This window comes from Streptomyces sp. H27-C3, from assembly GCF_030063415.1.
GTDB lineage: Bacteria > Actinomycetota > Actinomycetes > Streptomycetales > Streptomycetaceae > Streptomyces.
In genome coordinates this window covers 187,290-213,610 of sequence record NZ_JASITA010000009.1, presented here as the reverse complement: position 1 = coordinate 213,610, position 26,321 = coordinate 187,290, and the positions used below count along the sequence as shown (strand labels likewise).

The 26,321-nt window shown below is 69.6% G+C and carries 25 protein-coding genes; 14 read left to right on the top strand and 11 right to left on the bottom strand.

Going from position 1 to position 26,321, the window contains the following annotated elements:
* Window positions 1-25: 25 nt before the first annotated feature.
* The 4 genes from glxA to QMK30_RS11800 form a co-directional block, all read right to left on the bottom strand.
* Complete coding sequence (glxA, locus tag QMK30_RS11815; protein ID WP_283517456.1) at window positions 26-1,984, bottom strand: radical copper oxidase GlxA; 1,959 nt, start codon at window positions 1,982-1,984, stop codon at window positions 26-28.
* 1 nt (window position 1,985) lies between these two features.
* Window positions 1,986-3,764, bottom strand: a complete 1,779-nt coding sequence (locus QMK30_RS11810; RefSeq protein WP_283517455.1) for a glycosyltransferase family 2 protein — start codon at window positions 3,762-3,764, stop codon at window positions 1,986-1,988.
* 188 nt (window positions 3,765-3,952) lie between these two features.
* The gene (locus QMK30_RS11805; protein WP_283517453.1) at window positions 3,953-4,246 is read right to left on the bottom strand and encodes an MTH1187 family thiamine-binding protein; all 294 of its coding nucleotides are present in this window, start codon (window positions 4,244-4,246) and stop codon (window positions 3,953-3,955) included.
* Window positions 4,243-4,593: a DUF3817 domain-containing protein gene (locus QMK30_RS11800; RefSeq protein WP_283517452.1), complete on the bottom strand. Its 351-nt coding sequence runs from the start codon at window positions 4,591-4,593 to the stop codon at window positions 4,243-4,245. Before QMK30_RS11800 ends, QMK30_RS11805 begins: the two co-directional genes overlap by 4 nt.
* 177 nt (window positions 4,594-4,770) lie before the next feature.
* On the opposite strand from QMK30_RS11800, the gene QMK30_RS11795 reads away from it, so the two are divergent.
* From QMK30_RS11795 to QMK30_RS11780, 4 genes are all read left to right on the top strand, one after another.
* Window positions 4,771-5,409: an AIM24 family protein gene (locus QMK30_RS11795; RefSeq protein ID WP_283517451.1), complete on the top strand. Its 639-nt coding sequence runs from the start codon at window positions 4,771-4,773 to the stop codon at window positions 5,407-5,409.
* Between the two features lies 1 nt (window position 5,410).
* Complete coding sequence (locus QMK30_RS11790; protein WP_283517449.1) at window positions 5,411-6,061, top strand: AIM24 family protein; 651 nt, start codon at window positions 5,411-5,413, stop codon at window positions 6,059-6,061.
* Complete coding sequence (locus tag QMK30_RS11785; RefSeq protein ID WP_283517448.1) at window positions 6,058-6,846, top strand: AIM24 family protein; 789 nt, start codon at window positions 6,058-6,060, stop codon at window positions 6,844-6,846. The genes QMK30_RS11790 and QMK30_RS11785 overlap by 4 nt, the downstream gene beginning before the upstream one ends.
* Window positions 6,847-6,954: 108 nt before the next feature.
* A complete protein-coding gene (locus QMK30_RS11780; RefSeq protein ID WP_283517431.1) occupies window positions 6,955-7,431 on the top strand; it encodes a MarR family winged helix-turn-helix transcriptional regulator in 477 nt (158 codons plus the stop codon).
* On the opposite strand, the gene QMK30_RS11775 is transcribed toward QMK30_RS11780, so the two are convergent.
* Together QMK30_RS11775 and QMK30_RS11770 are read right to left on the bottom strand one after the other, a co-directional pair.
* Window positions 7,428-8,825, bottom strand: a complete 1,398-nt coding sequence (locus QMK30_RS11775; protein WP_283517430.1) for a sensor histidine kinase — start codon at window positions 8,823-8,825, stop codon at window positions 7,428-7,430. The two genes, QMK30_RS11780 and QMK30_RS11775, sit on opposite strands and share 4 nt — an antisense overlap.
* Window positions 8,822-9,481, bottom strand: a complete 660-nt coding sequence (locus QMK30_RS11770; RefSeq protein ID WP_283517429.1) for a response regulator transcription factor — start codon at window positions 9,479-9,481, stop codon at window positions 8,822-8,824. Before QMK30_RS11770 ends, QMK30_RS11775 begins: the two co-directional genes overlap by 4 nt.
* 116 nt (window positions 9,482-9,597) lie before the next feature.
* Here QMK30_RS11770 and QMK30_RS11765 point away from each other — a divergent pair, with 116 nt between their 5' ends.
* Window positions 9,598-10,182: a PepSY domain-containing protein gene (locus QMK30_RS11765; protein WP_283517428.1), complete on the top strand. Its 585-nt coding sequence runs from the start codon at window positions 9,598-9,600 to the stop codon at window positions 10,180-10,182.
* Window positions 10,183-10,467: 285 nt separating this feature from the next.
* On the opposite strand, the gene meaB is transcribed toward QMK30_RS11765, so the two are convergent.
* On the bottom strand, window positions 10,468-11,424 hold the full coding sequence (gene meaB, locus QMK30_RS11760; protein ID WP_283517427.1) for a methylmalonyl Co-A mutase-associated GTPase MeaB: 957 nt from the start codon (window positions 11,422-11,424) through the stop codon (window positions 10,468-10,470).
* An 82-nt stretch (window positions 11,425-11,506) separates the two neighbouring features.
* On the bottom strand, window positions 11,507-12,709 hold the full coding sequence (locus tag QMK30_RS11755) for an acetyl-CoA C-acetyltransferase (protein ID WP_283517426.1): 1,203 nt from the start codon (window positions 12,707-12,709) through the stop codon (window positions 11,507-11,509).
* A 138-nt stretch (window positions 12,710-12,847) separates the two neighbouring features.
* On the opposite strand from QMK30_RS11755, the gene mce reads away from it, so the two are divergent.
* The 5 genes from mce to QMK30_RS11730 all read left to right on the top strand — a co-directional run bounded on the left by mce (window position 12,848) and on the right by QMK30_RS11730 (window position 20,388).
* The gene (gene mce, locus QMK30_RS11750) at window positions 12,848-13,288 is read left to right on the top strand and encodes a methylmalonyl-CoA epimerase (protein ID WP_283517425.1); all 441 of its coding nucleotides are present in this window, start codon (window positions 12,848-12,850) and stop codon (window positions 13,286-13,288) included.
* Between the two features lie 168 nt (window positions 13,289-13,456).
* Window positions 13,457-17,419 (top strand): polarized growth protein Scy, encoded by a 3,963-nt coding sequence (gene scy, locus QMK30_RS11745; RefSeq protein WP_502963121.1) that lies wholly within the window; start codon window positions 13,457-13,459, stop codon window positions 17,417-17,419.
* Between the two features lie 185 nt (window positions 17,420-17,604).
* Entirely contained in the window at window positions 17,605-18,546 is a 942-nt protein-coding gene (locus QMK30_RS11740) for a coiled-coil domain-containing protein (protein ID WP_283517421.1), read from the top strand.
* Window positions 18,547-18,646: 100 nt separating this feature from the next.
* Window positions 18,647-19,615 carry an ABC transporter ATP-binding protein gene (locus tag QMK30_RS11735; protein WP_283517420.1) on the top strand — a complete coding sequence of 323 codons (969 nt, stop codon included), beginning with the start codon at window positions 18,647-18,649 and terminating at the stop codon, window positions 19,613-19,615.
* A 2-nt stretch (window positions 19,616-19,617) separates the two neighbouring features.
* Window positions 19,618-20,388, top strand: coding sequence for an ABC transporter permease (locus tag QMK30_RS11730; RefSeq protein WP_283517419.1), 771 nt, complete (start codon window positions 19,618-19,620; stop codon window positions 20,386-20,388).
* Here the strand turns inward: QMK30_RS11730 and QMK30_RS11725 are convergent.
* Window positions 20,369-20,746, bottom strand: coding sequence for a hypothetical protein (locus tag QMK30_RS11725; RefSeq protein WP_283517418.1), 378 nt, complete (start codon window positions 20,744-20,746; stop codon window positions 20,369-20,371). The two genes, QMK30_RS11730 and QMK30_RS11725, sit on opposite strands and share 20 nt — an antisense overlap.
* A gap of 144 nt (window positions 20,747-20,890) precedes the next feature.
* Between QMK30_RS11725 and QMK30_RS11720 the strand changes: the two genes are divergently transcribed.
* Window positions 20,891-22,117, top strand: coding sequence for an ABC transporter ATP-binding protein (locus QMK30_RS11720; RefSeq protein ID WP_283517416.1), 1,227 nt, complete (start codon window positions 20,891-20,893; stop codon window positions 22,115-22,117).
* Window positions 22,114-22,959, top strand: coding sequence for an ABC transporter permease (locus QMK30_RS11715; protein WP_283517415.1), 846 nt, complete (start codon window positions 22,114-22,116; stop codon window positions 22,957-22,959). The genes QMK30_RS11720 and QMK30_RS11715 overlap by 4 nt, the downstream gene beginning before the upstream one ends.
* Window positions 22,960-23,103: 144 nt before the next feature.
* On the opposite strand, the gene QMK30_RS11710 is transcribed toward QMK30_RS11715, so the two are convergent.
* The gene (locus QMK30_RS11710; protein WP_283517476.1) at window positions 23,104-23,436 is read right to left on the bottom strand and encodes an Rv1322 family protein; all 333 of its coding nucleotides are present in this window, start codon (window positions 23,434-23,436) and stop codon (window positions 23,104-23,106) included.
* Between the two features lie 224 nt (window positions 23,437-23,660).
* Between QMK30_RS11710 and QMK30_RS11705 the strand changes: the two genes are divergently transcribed.
* A complete protein-coding gene (locus QMK30_RS11705) occupies window positions 23,661-24,692 on the top strand; it encodes an LLM class flavin-dependent oxidoreductase (RefSeq protein ID WP_283517414.1) in 1,032 nt (343 codons plus the stop codon).
* 143 nt (window positions 24,693-24,835) lie between these two features.
* On the opposite strand, the gene QMK30_RS11700 is transcribed toward QMK30_RS11705, so the two are convergent.
* Window positions 24,836-25,228, bottom strand: coding sequence for an SCO5389 family protein (locus QMK30_RS11700; protein WP_283517413.1), 393 nt, complete (start codon window positions 25,226-25,228; stop codon window positions 24,836-24,838).
* 219 nt (window positions 25,229-25,447) lie between these two features.
* Between QMK30_RS11700 and nucS the strand changes: the two genes are divergently transcribed.
* The gene (nucS, locus tag QMK30_RS11695) at window positions 25,448-26,119 is read left to right on the top strand and encodes an endonuclease NucS (RefSeq protein WP_283517412.1); all 672 of its coding nucleotides are present in this window, start codon (window positions 25,448-25,450) and stop codon (window positions 26,117-26,119) included.
* Window positions 26,120-26,321: the final 202 nt, after the last annotated feature.

Here is a 26,321-nt window from a genome sequence, read left to right as displayed (position 1 = left end):
CCTCCACGCCCGCCCCCTCCCCCACCTACTCCACGTGGATCCACTTCGCCTCGGACGGCGTCCCCTCCGCGTCCGTGACGAAGAGCATGTACGACCCGGGCGGCACCAGCGACTTGTCCCCCGGCACCGCCAGCGTCACCTCGCCCTTCCCCTTGGTCACGCCCAGCTCGATCGAGCGCTGCTCGACATCCGTGGTGTGCGTGACCGCGCTCGGCCGCATCAGCCTGGCCCGCTCGATCCGCTCGGGATGCGCGGTCCGGTACGTCACGCGGCTCTGCGCGTCCGGCGTGCGTGGCCCGTCCTGCAGCGCCGGGCGCTCCGCCTTGTCCTTGAAGAGGTACGGCGGCGTGTAGATCTCCATCCGCTGCTCGAACTTGCCGAGCTTGGTGTTGTCCCTGTCGCCGAAGAGCGAGTCGGAGCCGAAGGTGACGACCCGCCCGTCGGGCAGCAGCAGCGCCTCGGAGTGGTAGTTGCGCCCCACCGTCGGCTCGGCCGCATCCCGGAACGCGTTCGTCCTGGGGTCGTAGAACTGCGCCTTGAGGATGTTGCTGGCGCCGCGCCCCCGGTAGTCCGCCGAGCCGCCACTCGTGAAGACCGAATCGTCGGGCATGATCACGCTGTTCAAGTACCTCGTGCCCTGCGGGAGTTCGGGTCCGGTTTTGAAGGCCGGGCTGTCCTCCTTGAGGTCCACGATCGCCGTGCGGCCGGTCGCCTTGTCCGACTCACCGACGCCACCGCCTCCCAGGATCATCACCTTCTGGTCCTGCGCGGGCGGCAGCACGAGCGAGGCCGAGGTCTCGGTCTGATCCAGGTCCGCGAGCCCGCCGACCTTCTTGAAGGTGTTGGTCTCCAGGTCCCACAGGCCGGGCTCACGCCCCTTGTCCGCGGGCCCGTATCCGGCGTTCGACCCGGAGTAGAAGAGCTTGCCGCCCTTGGTGAGGAACAGCGCGGGGTAGGTGGGGAAGTACCGGAAGGGCGCCTTGGACCACTTCTTCGTCTTCGGGTCGTAGTACTCGTTGTCGCCGGTGACGATCGCGCCGACGTCGTCGAGGCCGGAGACCGCGAGCACCCTGCCGTCCGCAAGGGTGACCAGCGTCGGATACCAGCGGGCCTCCTTCATCGGGTCGACGGGAATGTACTTCTCGGCCTTCGGGTCGAACTCGTACGCCGCCTTGATCCCCTGGAAGTCCTGCTTGTCCATGGTGATCTTTTCGGCGAGACCGTACGCGTTGTCGGCGTCCTCGCCCTTCAGCCCCTCGATCTCGTACTGCGCGGCCTTCTCGGTGACCGCGTGCTTCCCGTCCTTGACCGCCTCCACGAAGACCCGTGACTCGGCCGCGGTGACGGAGGTCTTCCAGGGCAGCATGCGCCCGCTCTTGGCGTACGAGATCTTGAAGTCGCGCTTGGCCTTGGGCACCGTCACGGCGAACTTCGAGACGTAGGTGACGCCGGAGGGCGAGCGGAAGCGGGTGCCCTTCTTGAACGTGATGGGCTTGTCCGGGTTCTCGTTCTTGACCCGCATGCCGCCGCCGGCCCGGGTGACCGTCCCGTCGAGCACCTCGTAGCGCGCGGTGCCGCCGGCCACGAGGAGCCGCCCGTCCGGGAGTTGGGAGTGCCCGGCGCAGAAGAAGTCCTCGGGGGTCGGCACCAGCTTGAAGGAGTTGTCCTTCGGGTCCCACAGCACGGTGTCGAAGGAGCCCTCGTCGAACTTCTTCTCGTTGTTCCCGGAGCCCGCGATGATGAGCACCTTGCCGCTGTTGAGCAGGGCCGCGTGGATCGCGTTCGTACGGTACTCGTCCGGGATGCCCACGGTGTCCCAGGCGCCGTACTGGGCCTTGTAGCCCGGCTGGTCGATCTTGTACGCGTGGTACTTCTCCTCGGCGAAGGTGACGGCCGCCGGTGCGTTGAGTCCCGCGAGGACCACGACCGCGCCACTGCCGAGCAGTACCTTCTTGAACTTCTTCGTCGGCCGGTAGCCCGTCACGTCAGTTCCCTCCTGTGGTCGTGGCGAAGGCGGGCTCCTGCTCCTCGCCCGTCGCACTGTCGCTGCCCGTCACCCCGGCGGCGGCTCTGGCCACCGCCTTGACGCGGCTGCGCTCCCGCCTCGTGGTCCAGGTCCACACCGCGACCGGCGACAGCGCGATGACCAGCGCCAGTACGGCCCAGGTGCGCATCGCCGCATGGGTGTGGCCGAGGTAGAAGGAGGCGACCAGCGAACTGACCAGCACCGCGGCCCAGAAGAGATGGATGCGGAAGGTCAGCAGCCGGTCCGGGCTCGCCTGCCCGCCCTTGGGCGTGACGACGAACCTGCCCCGGGTGCGCAGCACCGCCGAGCCCAGCGACTTGGCGTAGATCGGCGCGCAGAGCGCGGACATCGCCATGCCCGCGAGCCCGCCCGAGCCCTCCGGCTCGTGCGGCGAGACATTGTGGCGCCGGTTCCACAGGTAGAGCCCGATCTGAAGGGCCGCCGCGTCGCTGTAGAGCATCAGCCACATCGCGGAGGAGACCTGGGTGCCGGAAGCACCGAACCACAGGAACAGGACGCAACTCAGGATGCCGAGCAGCCAGTTGACGGCGGTCATCGGGTAGTAGACGAGCATCAGCGTGTACGTGAGGAGCCGGCCCGGCGGCACCCGGAAGGGCGCCTTCCAGTACTGCTTGAACAGCGTCTCGTAGGTACCGCGCGACCAGCGCAGCTGCTGGGTGAAGAAGTCGGTCCAGGAGGCCGGCCCCTCACCGACGGCAAGGACGTCCGGGGTGTAGACGGACCGCCAGAAACGACCGGTCCTCGGGTTCTTCCTGCGGTGCAGCTCGAAGCCGGTGGCCATGTCCTCGGTGATCGAGTCGTACAGGCCGCCGACCTGCTTGAGCGCGGAGATGCGTACGACGTTGTTGGTGCCGACGAACATCGGAGCGCCGTAGCGGTTGCCCGCGCGCTGGATCAGCGCGTGGAAGAGGAACTGCTGGCTCTCGGCCGCCTTGGTGACGCAGGACGTGTAGTTCCCGTACACCTGCGGCCCGACGACGAAGGCGATGTCCGCGTCGCGGAAGTAACCGAGCATCCGCTCCAGGAAGTTGGGGAGCGGAACATGGTCGGTGTCGACGGAGGCGAAGAAGTCGTAGTCGTCGCCGTGCATGGCGAGCCAGGCGTTGTAGTTGCCGTGCTTGGTCTTCGCCCGGTGCGGGCCCTTCTTGCGGTTCCACTCCGGGACGCCGCTGCGGGTGAAGTGGCGTACGCCCAGTTCGGCGCAGAGCGCCTTGGCCTGCTCGTCGTCGCCCTCGTCGAGCAGCCAGATGTCCAGCGGCCCGTTGTGCCGCAGGGCGACCGCGCCTTCGAGGGTGGCCCGCACCATGGCGAGCGGTTCCTTGCACGGGACGTACGTCGTGAGGAACGCGACCCGGGTGCCCTCCTCGGGCGTCACCGGTATCGGGTCCCTGGCGACCATCGTGGCGTGGGCGATCGACACCACGTTGACCAGCATGAAGAACATGATCAATCCGATGGACGCGAGCATCACGGCGTCCAGATGCACCAGCCAGCGGTCGCCGCCCTCGCGCTCGGTCCAGTGCGAGGGCCAGACCAGATAGGCCAGCAGGACCGCCGAGAGCAGCGGCGCCAGAGTCATCAGCAGGACGGCCCGTATTCGGTGCGGCTCCTGCGAGAGCAGACTCCGGTACTGCACCCGATAGGCGGCGGTGCCCGATTCCGTCAACGGCCCGGCGAGCCGGCTGTGGGTGTCGTAGTCGTAGCCCTCCGACCGCACGGTGCCTCCAAGCTGATCGATTGAGATCGATAAGCCCAGAAAAGTGGAGATCACTCGGCGTGTCGACTTGAGTACGGCCGACTGGGCGTCCCCGTGACCGGACGTCAGCGTCGAACTCTCGGCGTTCCCGGCCCCCGGGCACAAGAAAACCCCTGGCCACCGGGGCCAGGGGGTTCACTCGATGTCAGTCACTCCGCGAGGTGACGCTCCACCGTTTCGACCTTCGACGTGAGGCCGTCGGTGACACCGGGTCTGATGTCGGCCTTCAGGACCAGGGAGACGCGCGGGGAGCGGGCCTCGACCGCTGCGACGGCGCGCTTGACGACGTCCATCACCTCGTCCCACTCACCCTCGATCGAAGTGAACATCGCGTCGGTGCGGTTGGGCAGGCCGGATTCGCGGACCACGCGGACGGCGTCGGCGACGTACTCCCCGACGTCCTCGCCCACGCCCAGCGGCGAGACGGAGAAGGCGACGATCATGCGGTGGTCACCGTGCCTTCCTTGCGGGCGCGGGCGGCGATGACACCCGCCTCCTCGTCACGCTTGAGGAGCTTCTCGCCGTACAGGCCGCCGAACGGCAGCACGGCGAGGACAACGAACAGAGCGACGCGGGCGACCGGCCACTTCGCCCGGTACCAGACATCCGCGAGCAGCACGAGGTACAGCATGAACAGCGCGGCGTGCAGGATCCCGAGCGGCATCACCAGGTCGATGTCCGAGACCCGGCTGAGCAGCGACCCGAAGATCAGCAGCGCGGGGAACGAGAGCGCCTCCGGGAGGGAGACGAGGCGGAGCCGGTGGAGAGCGCCGGCGGTCTTGATGTCCACGGAGAGGCACCTTCATCGTCGTGGGAACGGTCGATCTTGTGAATGTACGCACAAGCTCGCCCCATTGTGGCAGCCCTCTTTCCCCGGCCTTTGCCAGGGGGGTCGGGGACGACTCCGGGTACACATCGTGCTGTGGGCCACTGTGCCGGGGCGCTAAGGACGGATAACGTCACCCTTGTGGCTCAGTTCCGACTGCAAGGCAGCAAGGTGCTCGCCGTCGACATGACAGGCGATGCCGTCAAGGCGAAGAACGGCTCGATGGTCGCGTACGACGGCCAGGTGGCGTTCAAAAAGATGTCCGGCGGCGGTGAGGGCATGCGTGGCATGGTCACCCGCCGACTCACCGGCGAGCAGATGACCGTCATGGAGGCCAAGGGGCACGGGACCTGTTATTTTGCCGACCGTGCCAGTGAGATCAACCTCGTGTCGCTGCGGGGCGAGAAGCTGTTCGTCGAGTCCAGCAACCTGCTCTGCACGGACGCGGGCCTGCGCACCGGCACCAGCTTCACCGGGCTGCGCGGCGGCGCGACCGGCAACGGCCTGTTCACGACGACCGTCGAGGGCACCGGCCAGGCCGCGATCATATCGGCCGGCCCGGCGGTCGTGCTGCGCGTCTCCGCCCAGTATCCGCTCCAGGTTGACCCCGGCGCGTACGTCGCGCACACCGGCAACCTCCAGCAGCACTTCCAGTCCGGGGTGAACTTCCGGACCTTCATCGGCGAGGGCTCCGGCGAGGCCTTCCAGATCCGCTTCGAGGGCGAGGGACTCGTCTACGTGCAGCCCAGCGAGCGCAACACCATCGGGGGCGACGTCTGAAATGCCCTTCCGCGAGATCAACTCCAAGGTGGTCGAGGCGCAGGTCGCGCCCGGCCAGAAGATGTTCAGCCAGCGCGGCGCGATGCTCGCCTACCAGGGCGAGGTGTCCTTCACGCCCAACATCAGCGGCGGCCAGGGCGGCGTGATGTCCATGATCGGCCGCCGGGTGGCCAACGAGGCGACCCCGCTCATGACGGTCGAGGGCTCGGGCACCGTGCTGTTCGGTCACGGCGGTCACCACATCCAGGTGATCAACCTGGCGGGCGACACCCTCTACGTCGAGGCGGACCGCCTGCTGGCCTTCGACGGCGCCCTCACCCAGGGCACGATGTTCATGGGCTCGCAGGGCGGGGTCATGGGCATGGTGCGCGGCCAGGTGTCCGGCCAGGGCCTGTTCACCACGACGCTCAAGGGACACGGCGCGGTCGCCGTGATGGCGCACGGCGGGGTGATCGAACTGCCGATCACACCCCAGCGCCCGGTCCACGTCGACCCGCAGGCGTACGTCGCGCACCACGGCGACGTACGCAACAAGCTCTCCACCGCACTCGGCTGGCGGGACATGGTCGGCCGCGGCTCGGGCGAGGCGTTCCAGCTGGAGCTGTCCGGCAACGGCGCGGTGTACGTACAGGCCTCGGAGGAGAAGCTGTGACCACCACGCCCGGGGGCCCCGTCGCCCTCGACCCGCGCACCCTCCCGTCCGACGACAACGTCACTCCGTACACCTTCTGCGTGGAGCTCAAGGGGGGCCAGTGGTTCCTGCAGAAGGGGAAGATGATCGCCTACTACGGGCGGATCGAGTTCAACGGCATCGGCCACGGCCGCTTCGACCGCCTGCTGCGGACCAGCTTCCACTCCCCGCTGCACGCGAGCGACTGGGTGGTGGCGGAGGGCCAGGGCAAGATGCTGCTCGCCGACCGCGCCTTCGACGTCAATTCCTTCGACCTCGACAACGGCAATCTCACCATCCGCTCGGGCAATCTCCTGGCCTACGAGCCGACGCTCGCCCTCAAGCAGTCGATCGTGCCCGGCTTCCTCACCCTGATCGGCACCGGCAAGTTCGTGGCGGCCTCCAACGGCCCGGTCGTCTTCATGGAGCCGCCGATCCGGGTGGACCCGCAGGCTCTCGTGGGCTGGGCGGACTGTCCGTCGCCCTGCCACCACTACGACCACGGCTATATGACGGGGGTCATGGGCGGGATCCGGACACTCACCGGCCTCGGCGGTTCGTCGGGCGAGGAGCACCAGTTCGAGTTCGTGGGCGCGGGAACCGTGCTGCTCCAGTCGACGGAACTGCTCATGGCGGAGCAGGCGGTCGGCGGGGTTCCGGACCAGGCGGGCGTGCCCGGGGGGCACGGTTCCGGCCAGGGACAACCGGGCGGTTCGCAGCGGCTTCCCGGTCAGCTGGGGGACCTCCAGCGTCGCTTCGGCCTGTGAGCGGTAGTCTGCAGAGTGTGACGTCGAACGCCTGCACGCCCATTCGGGTGCTTGGCATCACACCTTCCGACTTAGTCCAGAATTCAACTTCTTAGGTAGAATCCATACATGGAGACCGAGACGGCCGACCCCTGGCTGACCGATACCGAGCAGTGCGCCTGGCGTACCTATCTGGATGCCAGCAGGCTGCTGACCTACCAACTCGAAAAAGACCTACAGCCCTTCGGGCTGACCATGAACGACTACGAGATCCTGGTCAATCTCTCCGAGTCGGACGATCGACGGATGCGGATGAGCGACCTCGCCGCCGCCACCCTGCAGTCCAAGAGCCGGCTCTCGCACCAGATCACCCGCATGGAGAAGGCCGGACTGGTCCGCAGGGAGAACTGCGAGTCCGACCGGCGCGGCCTGTACGCCGTGCTCACCGACCAGGGCGGCGACACCATGAAGCAGGTCGCTCCGCACCACGTGGAGTCCGTGCGCAAGCACTTCATCGGTCTCCTCCCCCCCGAGGCCCTCGCCGAGCTCAGCACCTCGCTCACCCCGGTCGTGGAGCACCTGCGCGGCAGCCGCGGCAAGGTCTAGGCAGCAGGCAGTCGCAGAGCGAAGAGAGCACCGCCGCGCTCTCCTTCACTCACCGTCAGGGTGCCGCCGTGCCTGAGCGCGACATCGCGGGCGATCGCGAGACCGAGTCCCGCGCCCCCCTCGTCGCGGCTGCGCGCGTCATCGAGCCGCACGAACCGCTCGAAGACCCGCTCACGCTCCGCCGCCGGAATCCCCGCACCGTCGTCGGCGACCCTCAGCAGCACATCCCCAAGGTCACCGTGCACCCACACATCGACCGACCCTCTGGCGTGCCGCTGCGCGTTGTCCAGGAGATTCCCAAGCACCCGCGCCAACTGCCCGCGCGAACCGGCCACTTCCAGCCCGTCCGTCACCTTCACCATCACCGGCAGCCGGTCGGAGCGCTGGGAAACCTCCTCGCGCACCAGCAGGCCCACATCGACATGGGCCCGCCCCGGCCGCTCTCCCGCGTCCAGCCGGGCGAGCAGCAGCAGATCGGCGGCCACCGCCTGGAGCCGCACGGTGTCCCTCACGGCGCCCTCCACATCCAGCAACTCCGGGTGCGCGGAGCCCACTTCCAGCTGCGTCCGCAGTGAGGCGATCGGACTGCGCAGCTCGTGCGAGGCATCCGCGACGAACCTGCGCTGCCGCTCCACGGACGCTTCGAGCGCCCCGAGGGTCTCATTGGTGGTACGGGCCAGCCGCGCCACCTCGTCGTGCGCGTCCGGCTCCGGGACCCGCCGGGACAGATCCTCCGATGCCGTGATCGCGGACATCTCCTTGCGAATGCCCTCCACGGGCCGCAGCGCGCGCCGGGTCACCAGCCAGGTGACGCCGCCGACGACGACGAGCATCGCGGGCAGCCCGATCAGCATGGCGTCCGTCACCGAACCCACAGCGCCCTGCTCGGCGGACCGCGGAGCGCCCGCATACGCCGTCACGGTCTGCCCCTGGGGCGTGGTCGCCTCGACAGCGGCGAACCGGTAGTCGGCATGCTCCCCGTCCACCACCGCGCTCCCACCCGACAACTTCGGTTCGTCGTCGGAGACTTCACCGCGCCCGGGATCATCCTCACCGTCGTCCTCAACCGGCTCCGCGCCCCCGACGCGTACCTGCGAACTCCCGGCCCCTTCCACACTCTCCAGATCCTCACTCACCGCAAGAACCCGACCGCCGTCGCTCACGACCTGAACGACCCGGTCGTCGGGCAGATCCAGGTCCTTGAACGCCTTCCCCAGCGCCACCTGGGAGGCCACGTCCTGCGCCCCCACCTCGGCCTGGAGATCGGTCTGATCGGTCAGATTGGCCCGCAGCACCCACAGCAGGGCAAGCCCGGCGGCCACCAGGGCCACCGCGACGACCAGCGTCGCCCCGATCGCCGCCCGAGCCCGTACGGACCCGAAGAGCCGCCTCATCCCGCCACCAGCCGGTACCCGGCGCCGCGCACCGTCTGAATCCGTTCGGCCCCCAACTTGCGCCGCAGAGCGCTCACGTACACCTCGATGATGTTCGGATCGCCGTCGTACGCGAAGTCCCAGACGTGCTCCAGGATCTCGGCCTTGCTCACCACGTCGCCGGCCCGCACAGCGAGCTGCTCCAGCACGGAGAACTCCTTGACGGTGAGCACCACCTCCTCCTCACCCCGGTGCACGCGCCGGGCAGCGGTGTCCATCCGCAGATCCCCCACGCTCAGCACCGGCGAGCCCCCGCCCCCACGCCGCCGCAGCAACGCCTTGACCCGGGCCACAAGCACCACGTACGAGAACGGCTTGGTCAAATAGTCATCGGCACCGGTATCGAGCCCCTCCGCCTCGTCGTACTCCCCGTCCTTGGCGGTCAGCATCAGGATCGGCACGTCGTTCCCGGCGGCACGCAGGGCGCCACAGACCCGGTACCCGTTCATGCCGGGCAGCATGATGTCGAGCAGGACCAGGTCGTACGCGCCCTCCCCGGCCCGGTGCAGCCCTTCGAGGCCGTCGTGCACCACATCCACGGCGAAGCCCTCGGCGGTGAGCCCCTTGGCCAGGGACGCCGCGAGGCGCCTTTCGTCCTCCACGATCAACAAGCGCATGTGCACAGGTTCGCAAATGGAACCTGAAGAGCCCTTCAGGCGGCTTCAGGTCCTCTTCAGCATCACTCGGGCAAGTTGGTCCACATCGCAACGGACAACGACTCCGGGGAGGACGCATGAAGCGCAACATCCTGATCGCCACGGTAGCCACCACCGCCCTGATCGCAGGCGGAACGGCCACAGCATTCGCAGGAACGGACACCACCACCGCCACGGCCCGGACCACCCCCACCAAGGCAAAGGCGGAAACGACGACAGCACTCGACAAGGCAGCAACGGCAACGCTCGAAAAGACCCCCGGCACGATCACGAGCGCCGAACTCGACCAGCACAACGATGACGACGACGAGTCCAAGACCGCCACCTGGGAGATGGACGTCTACGGCAAGGACGGCAAGTGGCACGAGGTGGACGTGAACGCGAAGACGTCCAAGGTGACCGGCACGCACACGGACGCAGACGACGACCACGCCCCGAAGAGCTCAGCGATCAACGTGAACGAGGCCGCCGCGGCAGCGCTGAAGGCCCGCCCCGGCACCCTCAAGTCGATCGACCTGGACGACGACGGAAAGCTGTCCTGGGAAGCCGAGATCAAGGGCAAGGACGGCAAGTGGCACGAGCTGAACGTGGACGCGAAGACGGCCAAGGTCACCCACGACCAGCCCGACACGGACGACGACAACGACGACTCGGACGACTGACACCCACACACCACGCGCGTCCCGAACACCACCCCCGGCACGCCCCGTCGCCTCGCCACACACCACGCGAGGGGGCGGGACGTGGAGGGGGTGGTGTTCGGGACGTAAAGCGTGATTTGTGGGCCTACTCCCCGTCAGGGACTTCGATGACCCCGCAGTGCGCCTAAATCATGCAGTCCCGAACGCCGCCCCCGGAACGTCACGCACCCGCACGCACACACCGGCACTCACGCACCCGCACCGCACCGCACCCCCGCACCGCACCGCACCGCACCGCACCCACCGTCACCCCTCGGTAAGCCCAGCAACCAACTCATCCGCGGCAGCGTAAGGATCAAGCTCCCCCGCCACGATCCGCGAAGCGAGCGCCCCGAGCCGCCGATCGCCCCGCAGATCCGCGATCCGCTCCCGCAGCGCGGTGACCGCGATGGTCTCGACCTCGTAGGCGGCCCGCCGGGCCCGCCGCTCCCCCAGGACGCCCCGCTCTTCCATCCAGGCCCGGTGCTTCTCCAGCGCCTCGACAACCTCGTCGATACCTTCGCCCCGGGCGGCCACCGTCTTCACAATCGGTGGCCGCCAGTCTCCGGGCCCCCGGGCCTCCCCGAGCCCGAGCATGTGGTTGAGCTCCCGGGCCGTGGCATCCGCCCCGTCCCGGTCGGCCTTGTTGACCACGTACACATCACCGATCTCCAGAATCCCGGCCTTCGCCGCTTGAATCCCGTCTCCCATCCCCGGCGCGAGCAGCACAACAGACGTATCGGCCTGGGAGGCGATCTCCACCTCCGACTGCCCGACCCCCACCGTCTCCACGATCACCACGTCGCACCCGGCCGCATCAAGCACCCGAATGGCCTGCGGAGCCGCCCAGGAGAGCCCGCCCAGGTGCCCCCGGGTCGCCATCGACCGGATATAGACACCGGGATCCGAGGAGTGCTCCGACATCCGCACCCGGTCCCCGAGCAGCGCACCCCCGCTGAACGGCGAGGACGGGTCGACAGCGAGCACCCCGACCCGCTTCCCGGCCCGCCGGTACGCCGACACCAGCGCCGAGGTGGAAGTCGACTTGCCGACTCCGGGCGACCCGGTGAGCCCGACGACGTACGCATGACCGGAGAGCGGCGCCAACGCGGCCATCACCTCACGGAGCTGCGGAGACGCCCCCTCGACCAGCGAGATCAGCCGGGCCACCGCCCGCGGTCGGCCCTCTCGTGCCTGAGCCACCAGCTCGGGGACGTCCTGCATCACCACTCCGCTCTCTCAGGACGCGCACCGCACACACGCCCGCACACACCACAAACGGCAACCAATCCAACGGACCGAGGGCCTACTTCCCCGAAACCCGAAGGATCAGCGCATCGCCCTGCCCGCCGCCACCGCACAGCGCCGCCGCACCCACGCCGCCGCCACGCCGCTTGAGCTCAAGCGCCAGATGCAGCACCACACGCGCGCCGGACATGCCGATCGGGTGCCCCAGGGCAATCGCGCCGCCGTTGACATTCACCTTTTCCGGGGATACCCCGAGGTCCTTCATTGACTGCACGGCGACCGCAGCGAACGCCTCGTTGATCTCGATCAGATCAAGATCCTCAACGCCAAGACCCTCCTTGCCCAGCGCGTGCGCGATCGCGTTGGAGGGCTGCGACTGGAGCGAGTTGTCCGGCCCGGCCACGTTGCCGTGGGCGCCGATCTCCGCGATCCACTCCAGGCCGAGCTCCTGGGCCTTGGCCTTGCTCATGACCACGACGGCCGCAGCGCCGTCGGAGATCTGCGAGGCGGTCCCCGCGGTGATGGTCCCGTCCTTGGCGAAGGCGGGCCTGAGCTTCCCGAGCGACTCGGCCGTCGTCTCGGGCCGGATCCCCTCGTCCTTGGAGAACAGCACAGGGTCACCCTTGCGCTGCGGAATCTCGATCGGGGTGATCTCAGCCTCGAAGAGCCCGTTCTTCTGTGCGGCGGCGGCCCGCTGGTGCGAGAGCGCGGCGAACTCGTCCTGCGGCCCGCGGGCGATCCCGAGCCGGGTGTTGTGCTTCTCCGTGGACTCGCCCATGGCGACGCCGTCGAAGGAGTCGGTCAGGCCGTCGTACGCCATGGAGTCGAGCATCTCGATCGCGCCGTACTTGAAGCCCTCACGGGACTTGGGCAGCAGGTGGGGCGCGTTGGTCATGGACTCCTGACCACCCGCGACGACCACATCGAACTCACCGGCGCGGATCAGCTGGTCGGCCAGCGCGATGGCGTCGAGACCGGAAAGACAGACCTTGTTCACGGTCAGCGCCGGGACATTCATGGGAATGCCGGCCTTGGCGGCGGCCTGCCGGGCGGGGATCTGCCCGGCGCCGGCCTGCAGCACCTGGCCCATGATCACGTACTGGACCTGGTCGCCGCCGATCCCGGCCCGGTCGAGCGCCGCCTTGATGGCGAACCCGCCGAGATCCGCGCCGGAGAAGGTTTTGAGGGAACCGAGCAGGCGGCCCATGGGCGTACGGGCACCGGCAACGATGACGGAGGTGGTGCGGTTCGTTCCAGGCATGAGGCACGGCCCCTTGGATGGTGAGGAGTGAACGAGGGTTTACCTCAATGTACTGAGCGGTACGGGCCGGGTCACCGGGCAGCGAGTGTGATCGCGCGCACGTTGCGTAACCACCCTCCGAGGCGCTGCACTGGACCCATGCTGACGCGAATCGATCACATCGGGATCGCCTGTTTCGACCTCGACAAGACCGTCGAGTTCTACCGGGCCACTTACGGCTTCGAGGTGTTCCACACCGAGGTCAACGAGGAGCAGGGCGTCCGGGAGGCCATGCTCAAGATCAACGAAACCTCGGACGGCGGCGCCTCGTACCTTCAGCTCCTCGAACCCACTCGGGAGGACTCCGCGGTGGGAAAGTGGCTGGCCAAGAACGGTGAGGGCGTGCACCACATCGCCTTCGGGACCGAGGACGTCGACGGTGACGCCCAGGCGGTACGGGACAAGGGTGTACGGGTCCTCTACGACGAGCCCCGCATCGGCTCCATGGGGTCGCGCATCACGTTCCTGCACCCCAAGGACTGCCACGGTGTACTGACCGAACTGGTCACTTCTGCCCCTCCAGTCACCACGGAGCACTGACCCCGGGATTTCCAGGCCGGTAGAGTGGGCCCTTCCGGGCCGGGGCCGGGTCGGGGCCTGTGACTCATGCCTCACTGTTGATCTGACACCATTCCCCCGGGGGCCGCCCGATGTCAGGGTGGTGCTTGTTCACATGAGTTGCGACCAGGGGACGGATGGGACCGCGCAGTGCGGGGCTACGAACGCCACGAGCCTGACGACCATCTTTCGCGGTTCGAAGCCGAAATGGAACGGCTGAAGACCGATCGGGAGAAGGCCGTTCAGCACGCCGAGGACCTCGGCTACCAGGTCGAGGTGTTGCGCGCCAAGCTCCACGAGGCGCGCCGCAACCTCGCGTCCCGCCCTGCCTACGACGCGGCGGACATCGGCTACCAGGCCGAGCAGCTGCTTCGTAATGCCCAGACCCAGGCCGACCAGCTGCGCACCGACGCGGAGCGCGAGTTGCGCGACGCCCGGGCGCAGACGCAGCGGATCCTGCAGGAGCACGCGGAGCACCAGGCCAGGCTCCAGGCCGAGTTGCACACCGAGGCCGTCACCCGCCGCCAGCGCCTCGACCAGGAGCTGGCGGAGCGCCGCCAGACCGTCGAGTCGCACGTCAACGAGAACGTGGCGTGGGCCGAGCAGCTGCGCGCCCGCACCGAGTCGCAGGCCCGTCGTCTCCTGGAGGAGTCGCGGGCCGAGGCCGATCAGGCGCTGGCCGCGGCCAGGGCGGAGACCGAGCGCGTCGCCGAGGAGGCCCGCCAGCGGCTGGTCTCGGAGGCCGAGAATTCCCGCAGCGAGGCCGAAGCGATTCTGCTGCGCGCCCGCAAGGACGCCGAGCGGCTGCTGACCGCCGCGTCCAACCAGGCGCAGGAGGCGGCCTCCCACGCCGAGCAGCTGCGTACGTCCACGACCACCGAGTCCGACCAGGCCCGCAGGCAGGCCGCCGAGCTGAGCCGCACCGCCGAGCAGCGGATGCAGGCGGCCGAGACGGCGCTGCGCGAGGCCCGCGCCGAGGCCGATAAGGTCGTCACCGAGGCCAGGGACTCCGCGGCCAAGCAGCTGACGACCGTCGAGTCCGTCAACGAGCAGCGCACCCGTACGGCCAAGTCCGAGATCGCCCGGCTGGTCGGGGAGGCCACCAAGGACGCCGAGGCGCTCAAGGCGGAGGCCGAGCAGTCGCTGGCCGACTCCCGCGCGGAGGCCGAGCGGCTGGTCGCCGAGGCAGGCGACAAGGCCCGTGCACTGGTCGCCGAGGACTCCGCGGCCCAGCTCGCCAAGGCCGCCCGTACCGCCGAAGAGGTCCTGACCAAGGCGTCCGACGACGCCAAGGAGACCACCCGCAAGGCCTCCGAGGAGGCCGAGCGGATCCGCCGCGAGGCGGAGGCCGAGATCGACCGGCTACGCGGCGACGCGGCCGAGCAGGCCGACCAGCTCAAGGGCGCGGCCAAGGACGACACCAAGGAGTACCGGGCCAGGACGGTCGAACTGCAGGAGGAGGCGCGCAGGCTGCGCGGCGAGGCCGAGCAGCTGCGGGCCGAGGCGGTCGCCGAGGGCGAGCGGATCCGCGGCGAGGCCCGCCGGGAGGCCGTCCAGCAGATCGAGGAGGCGGCCAGGACCGCCGAGGAGCTGCTGACCGAGGCGAAGGCCGACTCCGACGAGCTGCGCACCGCCGCGTCGACCGAGAGCGAGCGGGTCCGCGGCGAGGCGATCGAGCGCGCCACCACGCTGCGCAAGCAGGCCGAGGAGACCCTGGAGCGCACCCGCGCCGAGGCGGAGCGGCTGCGCGCCGAGACCGAGGAGCAGGCCGAGCTCACCACGGCCGAGGCCCAGGAGGCCGCCCGCGCCCTGCGCGAGGAGGCCGAGCGTGGCATCGAGGCCCGCCGGGCCGAGGCCGCCGACGAGCTGACCCGGCTGCACACCGGGGCCGAGCAGCGCGTCGCCTCCGCCGAGGAGGCGCTGGGCGAGGCCCGCGGCGAGGCCGAACGGATCCGTCGCGAGGCGGAGGCGGAGATCGAGCGGCTGCGCTCCGATGCCGCCGAGCGCGTGCGTACGCTCCAGGCGCAGGCCGAGACGGAGGCCGAGCGGCTGCGTGACGAGGCCGCGGCCGATGCCGCGCAGTCCCGCGCCGAGGGCGAAGCCGTCGCCGTACGGCTGCGCAGCGAGGCCGCGAACGAGGCGGAGCGGCTCAAGTCCGAGGCGCAGGAGAGCGCCAACCGGATGCGCGCCGAGGCCGCGACCGCAGCGGAGCGCGTCGGGGCCGAGGCCGCCGAGGAGCTGGCCGCCGCCCAGGAGGAGGCCGCGAGACGCCGCCGGGAGGCCGAGGAGACGCTGGCCGCCGCCCGCGACGAGGCCGAGCGCGAGCGTACCCAGGCCCGCGAGCAGAGCGAAGAGCTTCTGGCGTCCGCTCGCAAGCGGGTCGAGGAGGCGCAGACCGAGGCGCAGCGCCTGGTCCAGGAGTCGGACTACCGGGCGACCGAGCTGGTCGCCGCGGCCGAGCAGACCGCGCAGCAGGTGCGGGACGCGGTGGCCGGGCTGCACGAACAGGCCGAGCAGGACGTCACCGGGCTGCGCTCGGCCGCCGAGCACGCGGCGGAGCGTACGAGGACGGAGGCGCAGGAGGAGGCGGACAGGGTCCGCTCCGACGCGTACGCCGAGCGGGAGCGGGCCGCCGAGGACGCGGGCCGGGTGCGCAGTCAGGCGCAGGAGGAGACGGACGCCGCGAAGGCGCTCGCCGAGCGGACCGTCGCGGAGGCCATCCAGGAGTCGGAGCGGCTGCGCTCGGACTCCGCCGAGCAGGCGCAGCGGATGCGTACGGAGGCGTCGGACTCGCTGGCGTCGGCCGACCAGGACGCGGCCCGTTCGCGCGCCGAGGCCCGCGAGGACGCCAACCGCATCCGTGGAGACGCCGCCACGCAGGCCGACCGGCTGGTCGGCGAGGCGAGGAACGAGGCCGAGCGCATGGCGGCCGAGGCCGTGCAGGCGCTGACGGCGGCCGGGCAGGACGCGACCCGGATCCGTTCCGAGGCCGAGCAGATCAGGGTGGACGGCGAGGCGGAGGCCGAGCGGCTGCGCGCCGAGGCGCGTGCCGAGAACGAGCGGTTGCTGGACGAGGCGCGGCAGGCCGCCGACAAGCGGCGCGGCGACGCGGCGACGCAGGCCGATCAGCTCATCTCCGAGGCGGCGGGCGAGGCCGAGCGGCTGCGCGCGGAGGCCGCCGAGACGGTGGGCTCCGCCCAGCAGGCGGCCGAGCGGATCAGGGCCGATTCGGAGCGTCTCGGGGCGGACGCGGAGGCCGGGGCCGAGCGCATGCGCGCGGAGGCGCGCACCGAGTCGGACCGGCTGCTCGACGCGGCGCGCGAGGCGGCGTCCAAGCGTCGCGCGGACGCGGCCGAGCAGGCCGACCAGCTGATCGCGAAGGCGCAGGAAGAGGCGCTGGTCGCCGCGACCCAGGCGGAGGAGCAGGCCGACATCATGGTCGGCGCGGCCCGCACTGAGGCCGACCGCCTGGTGACGGAGTCGACGATCGAGGGCAACTCCCTGGTGGAGAAGGCCCGTACGGACGCCGACGAGCTGCTGGTCGGTGCCCGAAGGGACGCGACCGCCATAAGGGAGCGCGCGGAGGAGCTGCGCACCCGGGTGGAGACCGAGATCGAGGAGCTGCACGACCGGGCCCGCCGGGAGACCTCCGAGCAGATGCGGACGGCCGGCGAGCGGGTCGACAAGCTGGTGAAGGCGGCGACCGAGCAGCAGGCCGAGGCCCAGGAGAAGGCCAAGGAGCTGATGGCCGATGCCAATTCCGAGGCGAGCACGGTCCGGATCTCCGCGGTGAAGAAGGCCGAGCATCTGCTGAAAGAAGCCGCGCAGAAGAAGGCCGAGCTGGTGCGGGAGGCCGAGCGGGTGCACGCGGAGGCCGAGGCCGAGGCGAAGCAGATGGTCGAGGACGGCCGACGCGAACTCGATGTGCTGGTACGCCGCCGCGAGGACATTCAGGCGGAAATCTCCCGTGTCCAGGACGTACTTGAGGCGTTGGAGTCATTCGAGGCCCCCACCGCGGGCGGCAAGTCCGGGGCCGGCGGCGGCACCGGGGGCGTCAAGGCGGGTGCGGCGGCCGGCGGAACACGTTCGGGTGGCAAGCCTTCCGAAAGCTAGGGGGTGTTGTGCTTCTTCCGTGCCTGACGAGGGAGTTCATCCTTCCGGGTGGCAAGCGGTCCGACAGTTAGCCACTCAAAAGGGGTGTCATTCTCCAGATCAAATGGGCATTGGCTCGGTGACACGCCGCTTGGGCCCCTAGGATTCCCCCTATCACCTCACCGGTCTCATTCGACAGGAACCCCATGAGCGACACTTCCGCCTCCCCCTACGGCTTCGAGCAGGTGCGGCGTGGTTACGACCGCGGTCAGGTGGACGACCGCATTGCCAAGCTGCTCTCCGACCGTGACAGTGCTCTGGCCCGTATCACTGCTCTGGAAAAGCGCATCGAGGAGCTCCACCTCGAAACGCAGAACGCCCAGGCCCAGGTAAGCGAGGCCGAGCCTTCGTACGCCGGTCTCGGTGCGCGCGTCGAGAAGATCCTCCGCCTCGCCGAGGAGGAGGCGAAGGACCTTCGTGAGGAGGCCCGCCGCGCCGCCGAGCAGCACCGCGAGCTTGCCGAGTCCGCCGCTCAGCAGGTGCGCAACGACGCGGAATCGTTCTCCACGGAGCGCAAGGCCAAGGCCGAGGACGAGGGCGTACGGATCGTCGAGAAGGCGAAGGGCGACGCGTCGACCCTGCGCTCCGAGGCGCAGAAGGACGCGCAGTCCAAGCGCGAGGAGGCGGACGCCCTCTTCGAGGAGACCCGCGCCAAGGCCGCCCAGGCCGCCGCGGACTTCGAGACCAACCTGGCCAAGCGCCGCGAGCAGTCCGAGCGCGACCTGGCCTCGCGTCAGGCCAAGGCCGAGAAGCGTCTGGCCGAGATCGAGCACCGCGCCGAGCAGCTGCGACTGGAGGCCGAGAAGCTGCGTACGGACGCGGAGCGCCGTGCCCGTCAGACGGTGGAGACCGCGCAGCGCCAGGCCGAGGACATCGTGGCCGACGCGAACGCCAAGGCCGACCGGATCCGCAGCGAGTCCGAGCGCGAGCTCGCGGCGCTCACCAACCGCCGCGACTCGATCAACGCACAGCTGACCAACGTCCGCGAGATGCTGGCCACGCTGACCGGTGCGGCCGTCGCCGCCGCCGGTACCCCCGCCGACGACGAGCCGATCTCGCGCGGTGTCCCGGCCCAGCAGTCCCGGTAGTACCCGTCAGACACGGTGAGTGAAGTCCCTGAGCCCTCCGCCATCCAGTGGCGGGGGGCTTTGTGGGCCCTTACGACCTCGGGGGCAATAGCGTGGCCGCATGATTGAGCTGACAGGGCTGACGAAACGGTACGGCGATAAAATCGCCGTCGATCAACTTTCCTTCACCGTACGTCCGGGCATCGTGACCGGCTTCCTGGGGCCCAACGGCGCGGGCAAGTCGACCACCATGCGGATGCTGCTCGGCCTGGACAACCCGACCGCGGGTGACGTCCGGATCGACGGCAAGCACTACGCCGACCTCAAGGACCCGCTGAAGTACATCGGCGCGCTGCTCGACGCCAAGGCGATGCACGGGGGCCGCAGCGCGTACAACCACCTGCTGTGCCTGGCCCAGAGCAACGGCATCCCGAACAGCCGGGTCTCCGAGGTGCTGGACACGGTGGGCCTCACCCAGGTCGCCAAGAAGCGCGCCAAGGGCTTCTCGCTCGGCATGGGCCAGCGCCTTGGCATCGCGGGCGCCCTGCTCGGCGATCCCGAGATCCTGATGTTCGACGAGCCGGTCAACGGGCTCGACCCCGAGGGGATCCACTGGATCCGCAACCTCATGAAGTCGCTGGCGTCCCAGGGCCGTACGGTCTTCGTCTCCTCGCACCTGATGAGCGAAATGGCCCTCACCGCCGACCACTTGGTCGTCATCGGCCAGGGCAAGCTGCTCGCCGACACCACGATGGCCGACTTCATCCGGGAGAACTCGCGCAGTTACGTACGCCTGCGCTCCCCGCAGCAGGAGCGGCTGCTCGATGTCCTGCACCAGGCCGGGATCACCGCGGTCACCGCGGGCAACGGCACGCTCGAAGTGGACGGCTCGACCTCGGAGCAGCTGGGTGAGCTCGCCGCCCGGCATCACCTCGTCCTGCACGAGCTGAGCCCCCAGCGGGCCTCCCTGGAGGAAGCCTTCATGCAGCTGACCGCGGAGTCCGTCGAGTACCACGCGCACTCGGAGAACGGCGCACCACCGCCGGGAACCGGCTGGGGCGCGGCCCCGCAGCAGCAGAAGGGGGCCTGACCATGGCGACCGCACAGGTAATCAAGTCGGAATGGACGAAGATCAAATCCGTCCAGTCCACGGTCTGGACGCTCGGTCTCTCCGCAGTGGTGACGATCGTTCTCGGCGTGCTGATCAGCATTCTGTCCAAGAACGACTTCAAGAGGCTGAGCGCGGAGGACAAACTCACTTTTGATCCGACCTTCGTGAGTTTCGCCGGCACGAGTCTCGGTCAGCTCGCGATGATCGTTTTCGGTGTGCTGGTGGTGTCCAACGAATACAACACCGGAATGATCCGGATGTCCCTGGCCGCCGTTCCGCAGCGCGGCACCTTCCTTTTCAGCAAGGTCGCGGTCGCCTCGGCGCTCGCCCTGCTGGTCGGCATGGTGACGAGCTTCATCTCGTTCTTCCTCGGCCAGGCGATGCTGGGCGATCTGAAGGCGAACATCGGCGACCCGGGCGTACTGCGCGCGGTGATCGGCGGCGGGCTCTACATGACCCTGATCGCGATGATCTCGATGGGCGTCGCGGCGATGCTGCGCGGCCCGACGCTGGCGCTCGGCATCCTGATGCCGTTCTTCTTCCTGCTCGCGCCGATCCTGGGCAATGTCTCGGCGACCAAGAAGATCGGCCAGTTCCTCCCCGACCAGGCCGGCAGCAAGATCATGCAAGTGGTCGCGCCACTCGACGACGACGTCCCCTACGGCCCTTGGGGCGGCCTGCTGATCATGGCTCTGTGGGCGGCGGCAGCCCTGCTCGGCGGGTACGTCCTGCTCAAGAAGCGCGACGCGTAGGCTCCCCGACGCCCGGGGCGGGGCCGGGCTGCGGCCCGATCCCGCTCCCCGGGCCGGGCCCGTCCCCCGGTCCCGGGCCGACCCCCGACTCCTGGGAGTCGGCCGACTCGCAGTAGCCCGTCGAAGTCCCGCCCCCGTCCCAGGACCACACGTCCCGGTCCACGTCGGCCTCCAGCGGCACGAAGCGCCCGAGCTCGAAGCCGCACGCACTGCCCTCCCGCGGCTCGAACCACCGCTCGTCGGCGACCTCCGTGCCCAGACCCACCGTCCTGGCCGTCAGCCGCACCAGCAGCCGCACATCGGTGGCGGCCGAGAGGTCCTTGCCCTGGATCTCGGTGAAGGGCAACGCGAGGCCCACGACGATCTGGCCGCCCTCGCAGGTTCACTCCCGTCCCCGGCTTGGCAGGAACCGTCAACCGCTGGTTATCCTCCTAATCCTTACGGGGGCGCGTTCGGCCACAAGGTCACAGCCCCGACACCCGACCTGTCGATGGGCTTCAGAATGATCGAGGCAGTCGGCCTGACGAAGCGCTACGGCGCCAAGACGGCCGTGTACAACCTTTCCTTCCAAGTCCGGCCGGGCACGGTGACGGGCTTCCTGGGGCCCAACGGCTCCGGCAAGTCCACGACGATGCGCATGATCCTGGGGCTCGACAACCCCACCGCGGGCCATGTCACCATCGGCGGCCACCCCTTCCGTCAGCTGCCCAACGCTCCTCGTCAGGTGGGCGCCCTGCTCGACGCCAAGGCGGTGCACGGCGGGCGCAGCGCGCGCAATCACCTGCTCTCGCTGGCGCAGCTGTCCGGCATCCCGGCGAGCCGGGTCGACGAGGTGCTCGGGGTCGTCGGCCTCCAGGACGTCGCCAAGCGGCGCTCCAACGGCTTCTCGCTCGGCATGGGGCAGCGCCTGGGCATCGCCGCGGCGCTGCTCGGCGACCCACAGGTGCTGCTCTTCGACGAGCCGATCAACGGTCTGGACCCCGAGGGCATCCTGTGGGTCCGCAACCTCATGAAGTCGCTGGCCGCCGAGGGCCGTACGGTCTTCGTCTCCAGCCACCTGATGAGCGAGATGGCGGTCACCGCCGAGCACCTCATCGTCATCGGGCGCGGCCAGCTGCTCTCCGACATGAGCGTCAAGGACTTCATCTCGCACAACTCCGCGGACTTCGCCCGGGTGCGTACGCCGCAGACCGACCCGCAGCAGCGGGAGAAGCTGTCGTCGGCGCTAGCCGAGGCCGGCGGCCAGGTCGTCCCGGAGCCGGACGGGGCGCTGCGTGTCGTCGGGCTGCCGTTGCCGCGAATCAGCGACCTCGCGTACCAGGCCGACGTACAGCTGTGGGAGCTCTCCCCGCACCAGGCCTCGCTCGAAGAGGCGTACATGCGGATGACGCAGGGCGCGGTCGACTACCGCTCGACGGCCGACCAGCTGAGCGGTTTCCAGCAGCCGCCCCTCCCCGGGCACTTCCAGCCCGAGCCGATCGCGGCGCCGCAGCAGGGCTGGTACCCCCCGCCGCCGCCCCAGGCCGGCGGCCAGCAGCCCTTCGGTGGCATCTCGGGGCCCCCGGGCACCGCGCCGGGCGCGAACCCGTACGCGACCCCCCAGGCCGCCCCGCAGGCCGCTCCTGCGGCCCCTGCCGCGCCCGCCGCTCCGCCGGTGGCGCCGGCCGCTCCCCCGGCAGCGCCCGCCGCGGACCTGACCAAGAGCGACAGCCCCGAGGACGCCCGATGACGACCCCGTACCAGCAGGTCCCGCCCCAGTACCAGCAGCAGGGCGTCGCTTCCTACGTCTCGCCGATCCCGGTGCGCCGGGCGAACCTCGCCGACGCGCTCGCCTCCGAGTGGACCAAGATCCGGTCCGTGCGGTCCACGATGTGGACCCTCGGGGTGATGATCCTGCTGGTCCTCGGCGTCGGCCTGATCATCGCGCTGGTCCTGTCCTCGACCACCGACTCCGGCCCCGTGAGCGAGCCCGCGCTCGTGCTCGGCGTCGTCGGCACGATGCTCGGCAGCATCTGCATCATCGCGCTCGGTGTGCTGACCGTCTCCTCGGAGTACGGCACCGGCATGATCCGAACCACCCTGACGGCCTGCCCCAGCCGCTCCCGCGTGCTGACCGCCAAGGCGATCGTCTTCTTCCTGCTGTCCTTCGCCATCACCACGGTATCGACCACGGTCGTGGGCCTGTTGCAGACCGCGATCGTGAACGCCCCGAACGCCTCCGCCGATGTCTGGCTGCGCTCCACGGTGGGCGTCGGTCTGTTCATGGCGCTGCTCGGCCTGGTGTCACTCGCGGTCGGGTCGATGCTGCGGCACTCCGCCGGCGGGATCACCGTGATGATCGGCCTGTTCCTGTTCCCGCTGGTGCTGGCGATGTTCATGTTCTCGGAATCGCTCGTCGACGTGCAGCAGGCCCTCTTCCAGTACGCGATCCCCAGCCAGCTGGCCGCCCTCTACGGCGCCGAGCTCTCCGAGTCCGGCCCGGCGGGCTGGGAACCCGTGTGGATCATGCTGGGAGTGGCGGTACTGGCACTGGGCGGCGCTTTCCTCGCCCTGGAGAAGCGGGACGTATAACCCCTGGCCGGTCCCCCTATATCCAGTACGTCTGCGTCCAGTACGTCGAGTGGTTCGGCCGGCGCTTCGGCCAGGGGGTGTCCGGCCGGCCGCGGATGAGCGTGCCGGACCCCGCGAAGCCACGGAGATCGGCCGGACACCCCCCTAGTGCTTCGGCGCGTTGCGGGACCGCTGCACCCGGGAGGTGCGGCGGTCCTTCGCGTTCCAGCAGGCCTTGTGCCAGTGTCTGCGGTCGTCGACGCCGCCGTACTCGGACCAGGCCACCAGATGCGCGACCCCGGACGGAATCTCCTGGTCGCAGCCGGGGCAGCGGTAGCGCTTGCCCGCCGCGCCACCACCGGCCACATGTCGCAGCGACCACTGCTCGCCCTGCCAGGACTCGGTGCTCTGCAGCCCGAATCTGTCGCCCGTCGCAGCGCTGTCGAACTCGGGGGGCTTCTCGTCGCCGCCTCTGGGGCGGTTGCGGCGCGGGGACACGTAGAACCTCACGGGGCCGATCGGACTGGTTCCCCCCAAGCCTAGGGCCATTCGGCAGGGGGAGGCGTGCCGCTCTGCACAGGACGGCATCGGACCGCGAGACTCCGCGGAGACGGCTTAGCGGAAAATCGCAACAACTTCCCTCCCGGCCGTGCCTTTGGCACGTGTCAGACGTTGTTGCCAGTAAGGGGGAGACCGCGTCGGCCGTAAGGAGGCAGAAGGCGATGCGTGTAGGAACGTTCGTATTGGCCGCCCAGTTTCCGGGCCAGGGCCAGGGGGAGGCGCTGCATCGAGCGGTGCGGTCGGTGGAGGTCGCCGAGGAGGCCGGACTCGATTCGGTCTGGCTCGCCGAGCACCACTTCGTGCCGTACGGCGTGTGTCCGTCCGCCGTGACGCTCGCCGCGCTGCTGCTCGGCCGCACCAGCCGGATCCGCGTCGGGACGGCGGTCAGCGTCCTGCCGACCGCGCACCCCGTCACCCTCGGCGAGCAGGCCGCACTGCTGCATCTCACGTCCGGCGGACGCTTCACGCTCGGCGTCGGGCGCGGTGGTCCCTGGGTGGACCTGGAGGTGTTCGGATCGGGCCTTTCCGCGTACGAGCACGGGTTCCCGGAGTCGCTGGACCTGCTGCTGCGGTGGCTGCGCGAGGCCCGTGTCTCGGCCCAGGGGGATCGTTTCGCGTTCCGCGAGGTCGCCGTGGTGCCCAGGGCCGACGAGCTGCTGCGCGAGAAGCCCTCGGGGCCCGAGGTCGTCGTCGCCTGCACCTCGCCCAACAGCGTGCGAGTGGCCGCCGAGCGCGGACTGCCGATGCTGCTCGGCATGCACTGCGGCGACGAGGACAAGGCGGAGATGGTCAACCTGTGGCGTACGCACGCGCGGGCCGCCGGTCACTCGCCCGCGGCGGTGGCGGGGGCCGCCCATGTGTCGGCCGGTGTCGCCCAGATCGGGGACAGCGCGGCGGACGCGTCGGAGCAGCTGACGAAGGCGATGCCCGGGTGGCTCAAGCAGGGGCTCGACGCCCATGTGACGGTCGACGGGCGACACCGCGCCATGCGCGATCCCGTCGCCTATACGGAGATGCTGTGCGGGCTGCACCCGGTGGGCTCGCCCAGGCTGGCCGCGGACCGACTGGCGGCCACCGCGGAGCGCACGGGCATCACGCGCTTCGCCCTGCTCGTCGAGGGCTCGGGCGATCTGGCGACGACCGAGGAGAACGTACGCAGGCTGGGGGCCGAGGTCCTGCCCCTGCTCACCTGAGGCCAGGTCCGGTCGGCACACGCACGGGCGGCGCACACACGCCCCGGAGGCGCGTGGAACAGGCCTGCCTGAAAGGGGACTTGAGGGACACTGCCGCTCCGACATCAGTTGCACCTCCCGCAATGCGGAGCGGCAGCGAAGGCTCAGCAGTCCCGCAGCAGCGGAGACTGGTTGAGCAACTGGCCCCTCATCGAGGTGAAGCGGCCGAGCCGCTCGTCCGATGAAGCGTCCAGCGGGAACACCGCTACGCGGTGGCAGTTCTGGAAGGCAAGACGTACGCCGAAGTGCCGCTGCAGTGCACCGCGAATCGCGTCACTCGCGAGTGCACGCAGCAGCTGACCACGTGCCTGCTCGTCCGGCGGGGGCGTCTGGTTGTCGGCGAACTCGCCGCCGTCGACCTTCAGCTGAGCCACCAGAGAGCTGATCATCTCCCATGCGTAAGGCAGGGAAGTCCGGACGCAGTCGACGAATGCGGCTTCGTCGACCTCGCCTCGCTCGGCCTGTTCCAACAGTGCCGGTGAGACGTCCAGCGACATGGGTTCTCCTCTCGCGACCCCACCGCACGGAGCGATGGAGTCTTACGGGCAGGGAAAGCGGTCGGCGACGCAGAGTGCACGAACGACAACCACCAGCTTCCACGGTAAGCGCGCAGGACACGCCGCACCAGGAGATTGGGAACACAACCGGCCAGTAGCGAACGGGGTCTTACAGGGCGAATCGCGTGGACGAGCCATCGTCGAGTAGCGTTGCCGACCATGCGTCTCGTCATCGCCCGCTGCTCCGTGGACTACGCGGGCCGGCTCACCGCCCATCTGCCCTCCGCCCCCCGTCTCATCCTGGTGAAGGCGGACGGCAGCGTCTCGATTCACGCGGACGACCGGGCGTACAAACCGCTCAACTGGATGTCACCGCCCTGCACACTCAGGGAGGGCACCGGGGACGACGCCGGTGTCTGGACAGTGATCAACAAAGCGGGCGAGAAATTGATCATCACCATGGAGGAGATCCTTCATGACACGTCGCACGAGCTCGGCGTGGATCCGGGGCTCATCAAGGACGGCGTGGAAGCGCACCTTCAGGAGCTGCTCGCGGACCGGATCGAGACACTGGGCGAGGGCTACTCCTTGATCCGGCGCGAATACCCCACGGCCATCGGCCCGGTGGACATCCTGTGCCGCGACGCGGACGGGGCGACCGTGGCGGTCGAGCTGAAGCGGCGCGGCGACATCGACGGCGTCGAGCAGCTCACCCGCTACCTCGAACTGCTCAACCGCGACCCGCATCTGGCGCCCGTCCGGGGCGTTTTCGCGGCGCAGGAGATCAAGCCGCAGGCACGCGTCCTGGCGACGGACCGCGGCATCGGCTGCGTGGTCCTGGACTACAACGCGATGCGAGGCATCGAGGACGACAAGCTCAGGCTCTTCTGACCCCACCCCCACGGCCCTCACCCCCGGGCGGCCTCAACAACCGAGGCCGCCCGGTAACGAAGCCCCCAGCCTGTCCGGCACTCAAGGTCGGGGGGCGGGGCCACCCCTTCAGCCTGTCCGGCGTTTGAGGACCGGGGTCTGGGGCGGAGCCCCAGTTACAGGAAGCGGCGGGTAGGGAGCAGCGCCGCAGGCAACCCGCACC

Bases quoted from the DNA above. Each gene is read 5' to 3' on its own strand.
- QMK30_RS11805 (WP_283517453.1), bottom strand. From the start codon at position 4,246: ATGATCGTCGCCTTCTCCGTCTCGCCGCTGGGCGTGGGCGAGGACGTC.
- QMK30_RS11790 (WP_283517449.1), top strand. From the start codon at position 5,411: ATGCCCTTCCGCGAGATCAACTCCAAGGTGGTCGAGGCGCAGGTCGCG.
- QMK30_RS11780 (WP_283517431.1), top strand. From the start codon at position 6,955: ATGGAGACCGAGACGGCCGACCCCTGGCTGACCGATACCGAGCAGTGC.
- QMK30_RS11775 (WP_283517430.1), bottom strand. From the start codon at position 8,825: ATGAGGCGGCTCTTCGGGTCCGTACGGGCTCGGGCGGCGATCGGGGCG.
- QMK30_RS11770 (WP_283517429.1), bottom strand. From the start codon at position 9,481: ATGCGCTTGTTGATCGTGGAGGACGAAAGGCGCCTCGCGGCGTCCCTG.
- QMK30_RS11765 (WP_283517428.1), top strand. From the start codon at position 9,598: ATGAAGCGCAACATCCTGATCGCCACGGTAGCCACCACCGCCCTGATC.
- meaB (WP_283517427.1), bottom strand. From the start codon at position 11,424: ATGCAGGACGTCCCCGAGCTGGTGGCTCAGGCACGAGAGGGCCGACCG.
- QMK30_RS11755 (WP_283517426.1), bottom strand. From the start codon at position 12,709: ATGCCTGGAACGAACCGCACCACCTCCGTCATCGTTGCCGGTGCCCGT.
- mce (WP_283517425.1), top strand. From the start codon at position 12,848: ATGCTGACGCGAATCGATCACATCGGGATCGCCTGTTTCGACCTCGAC.
- QMK30_RS11740 (WP_283517421.1), top strand. From the start codon at position 17,605: ATGAGCGACACTTCCGCCTCCCCCTACGGCTTCGAGCAGGTGCGGCGT.
- QMK30_RS11735 (WP_283517420.1), top strand. From the start codon at position 18,647: ATGATTGAGCTGACAGGGCTGACGAAACGGTACGGCGATAAAATCGCC.
- QMK30_RS11730 (WP_283517419.1), top strand. From the start codon at position 19,618: ATGGCGACCGCACAGGTAATCAAGTCGGAATGGACGAAGATCAAATCC.
- QMK30_RS11720 (WP_283517416.1), top strand. From the start codon at position 20,891: ATGATCGAGGCAGTCGGCCTGACGAAGCGCTACGGCGCCAAGACGGCC.
- QMK30_RS11715 (WP_283517415.1), top strand. From the start codon at position 22,114: ATGACGACCCCGTACCAGCAGGTCCCGCCCCAGTACCAGCAGCAGGGC.
- QMK30_RS11705 (WP_283517414.1), top strand. From the start codon at position 23,661: ATGCGTGTAGGAACGTTCGTATTGGCCGCCCAGTTTCCGGGCCAGGGC.
- QMK30_RS11700 (WP_283517413.1), bottom strand. From the start codon at position 25,228: ATGTCGCTGGACGTCTCACCGGCACTGTTGGAACAGGCCGAGCGAGGC.
- nucS (WP_283517412.1), top strand. From the start codon at position 25,448: ATGCGTCTCGTCATCGCCCGCTGCTCCGTGGACTACGCGGGCCGGCTC.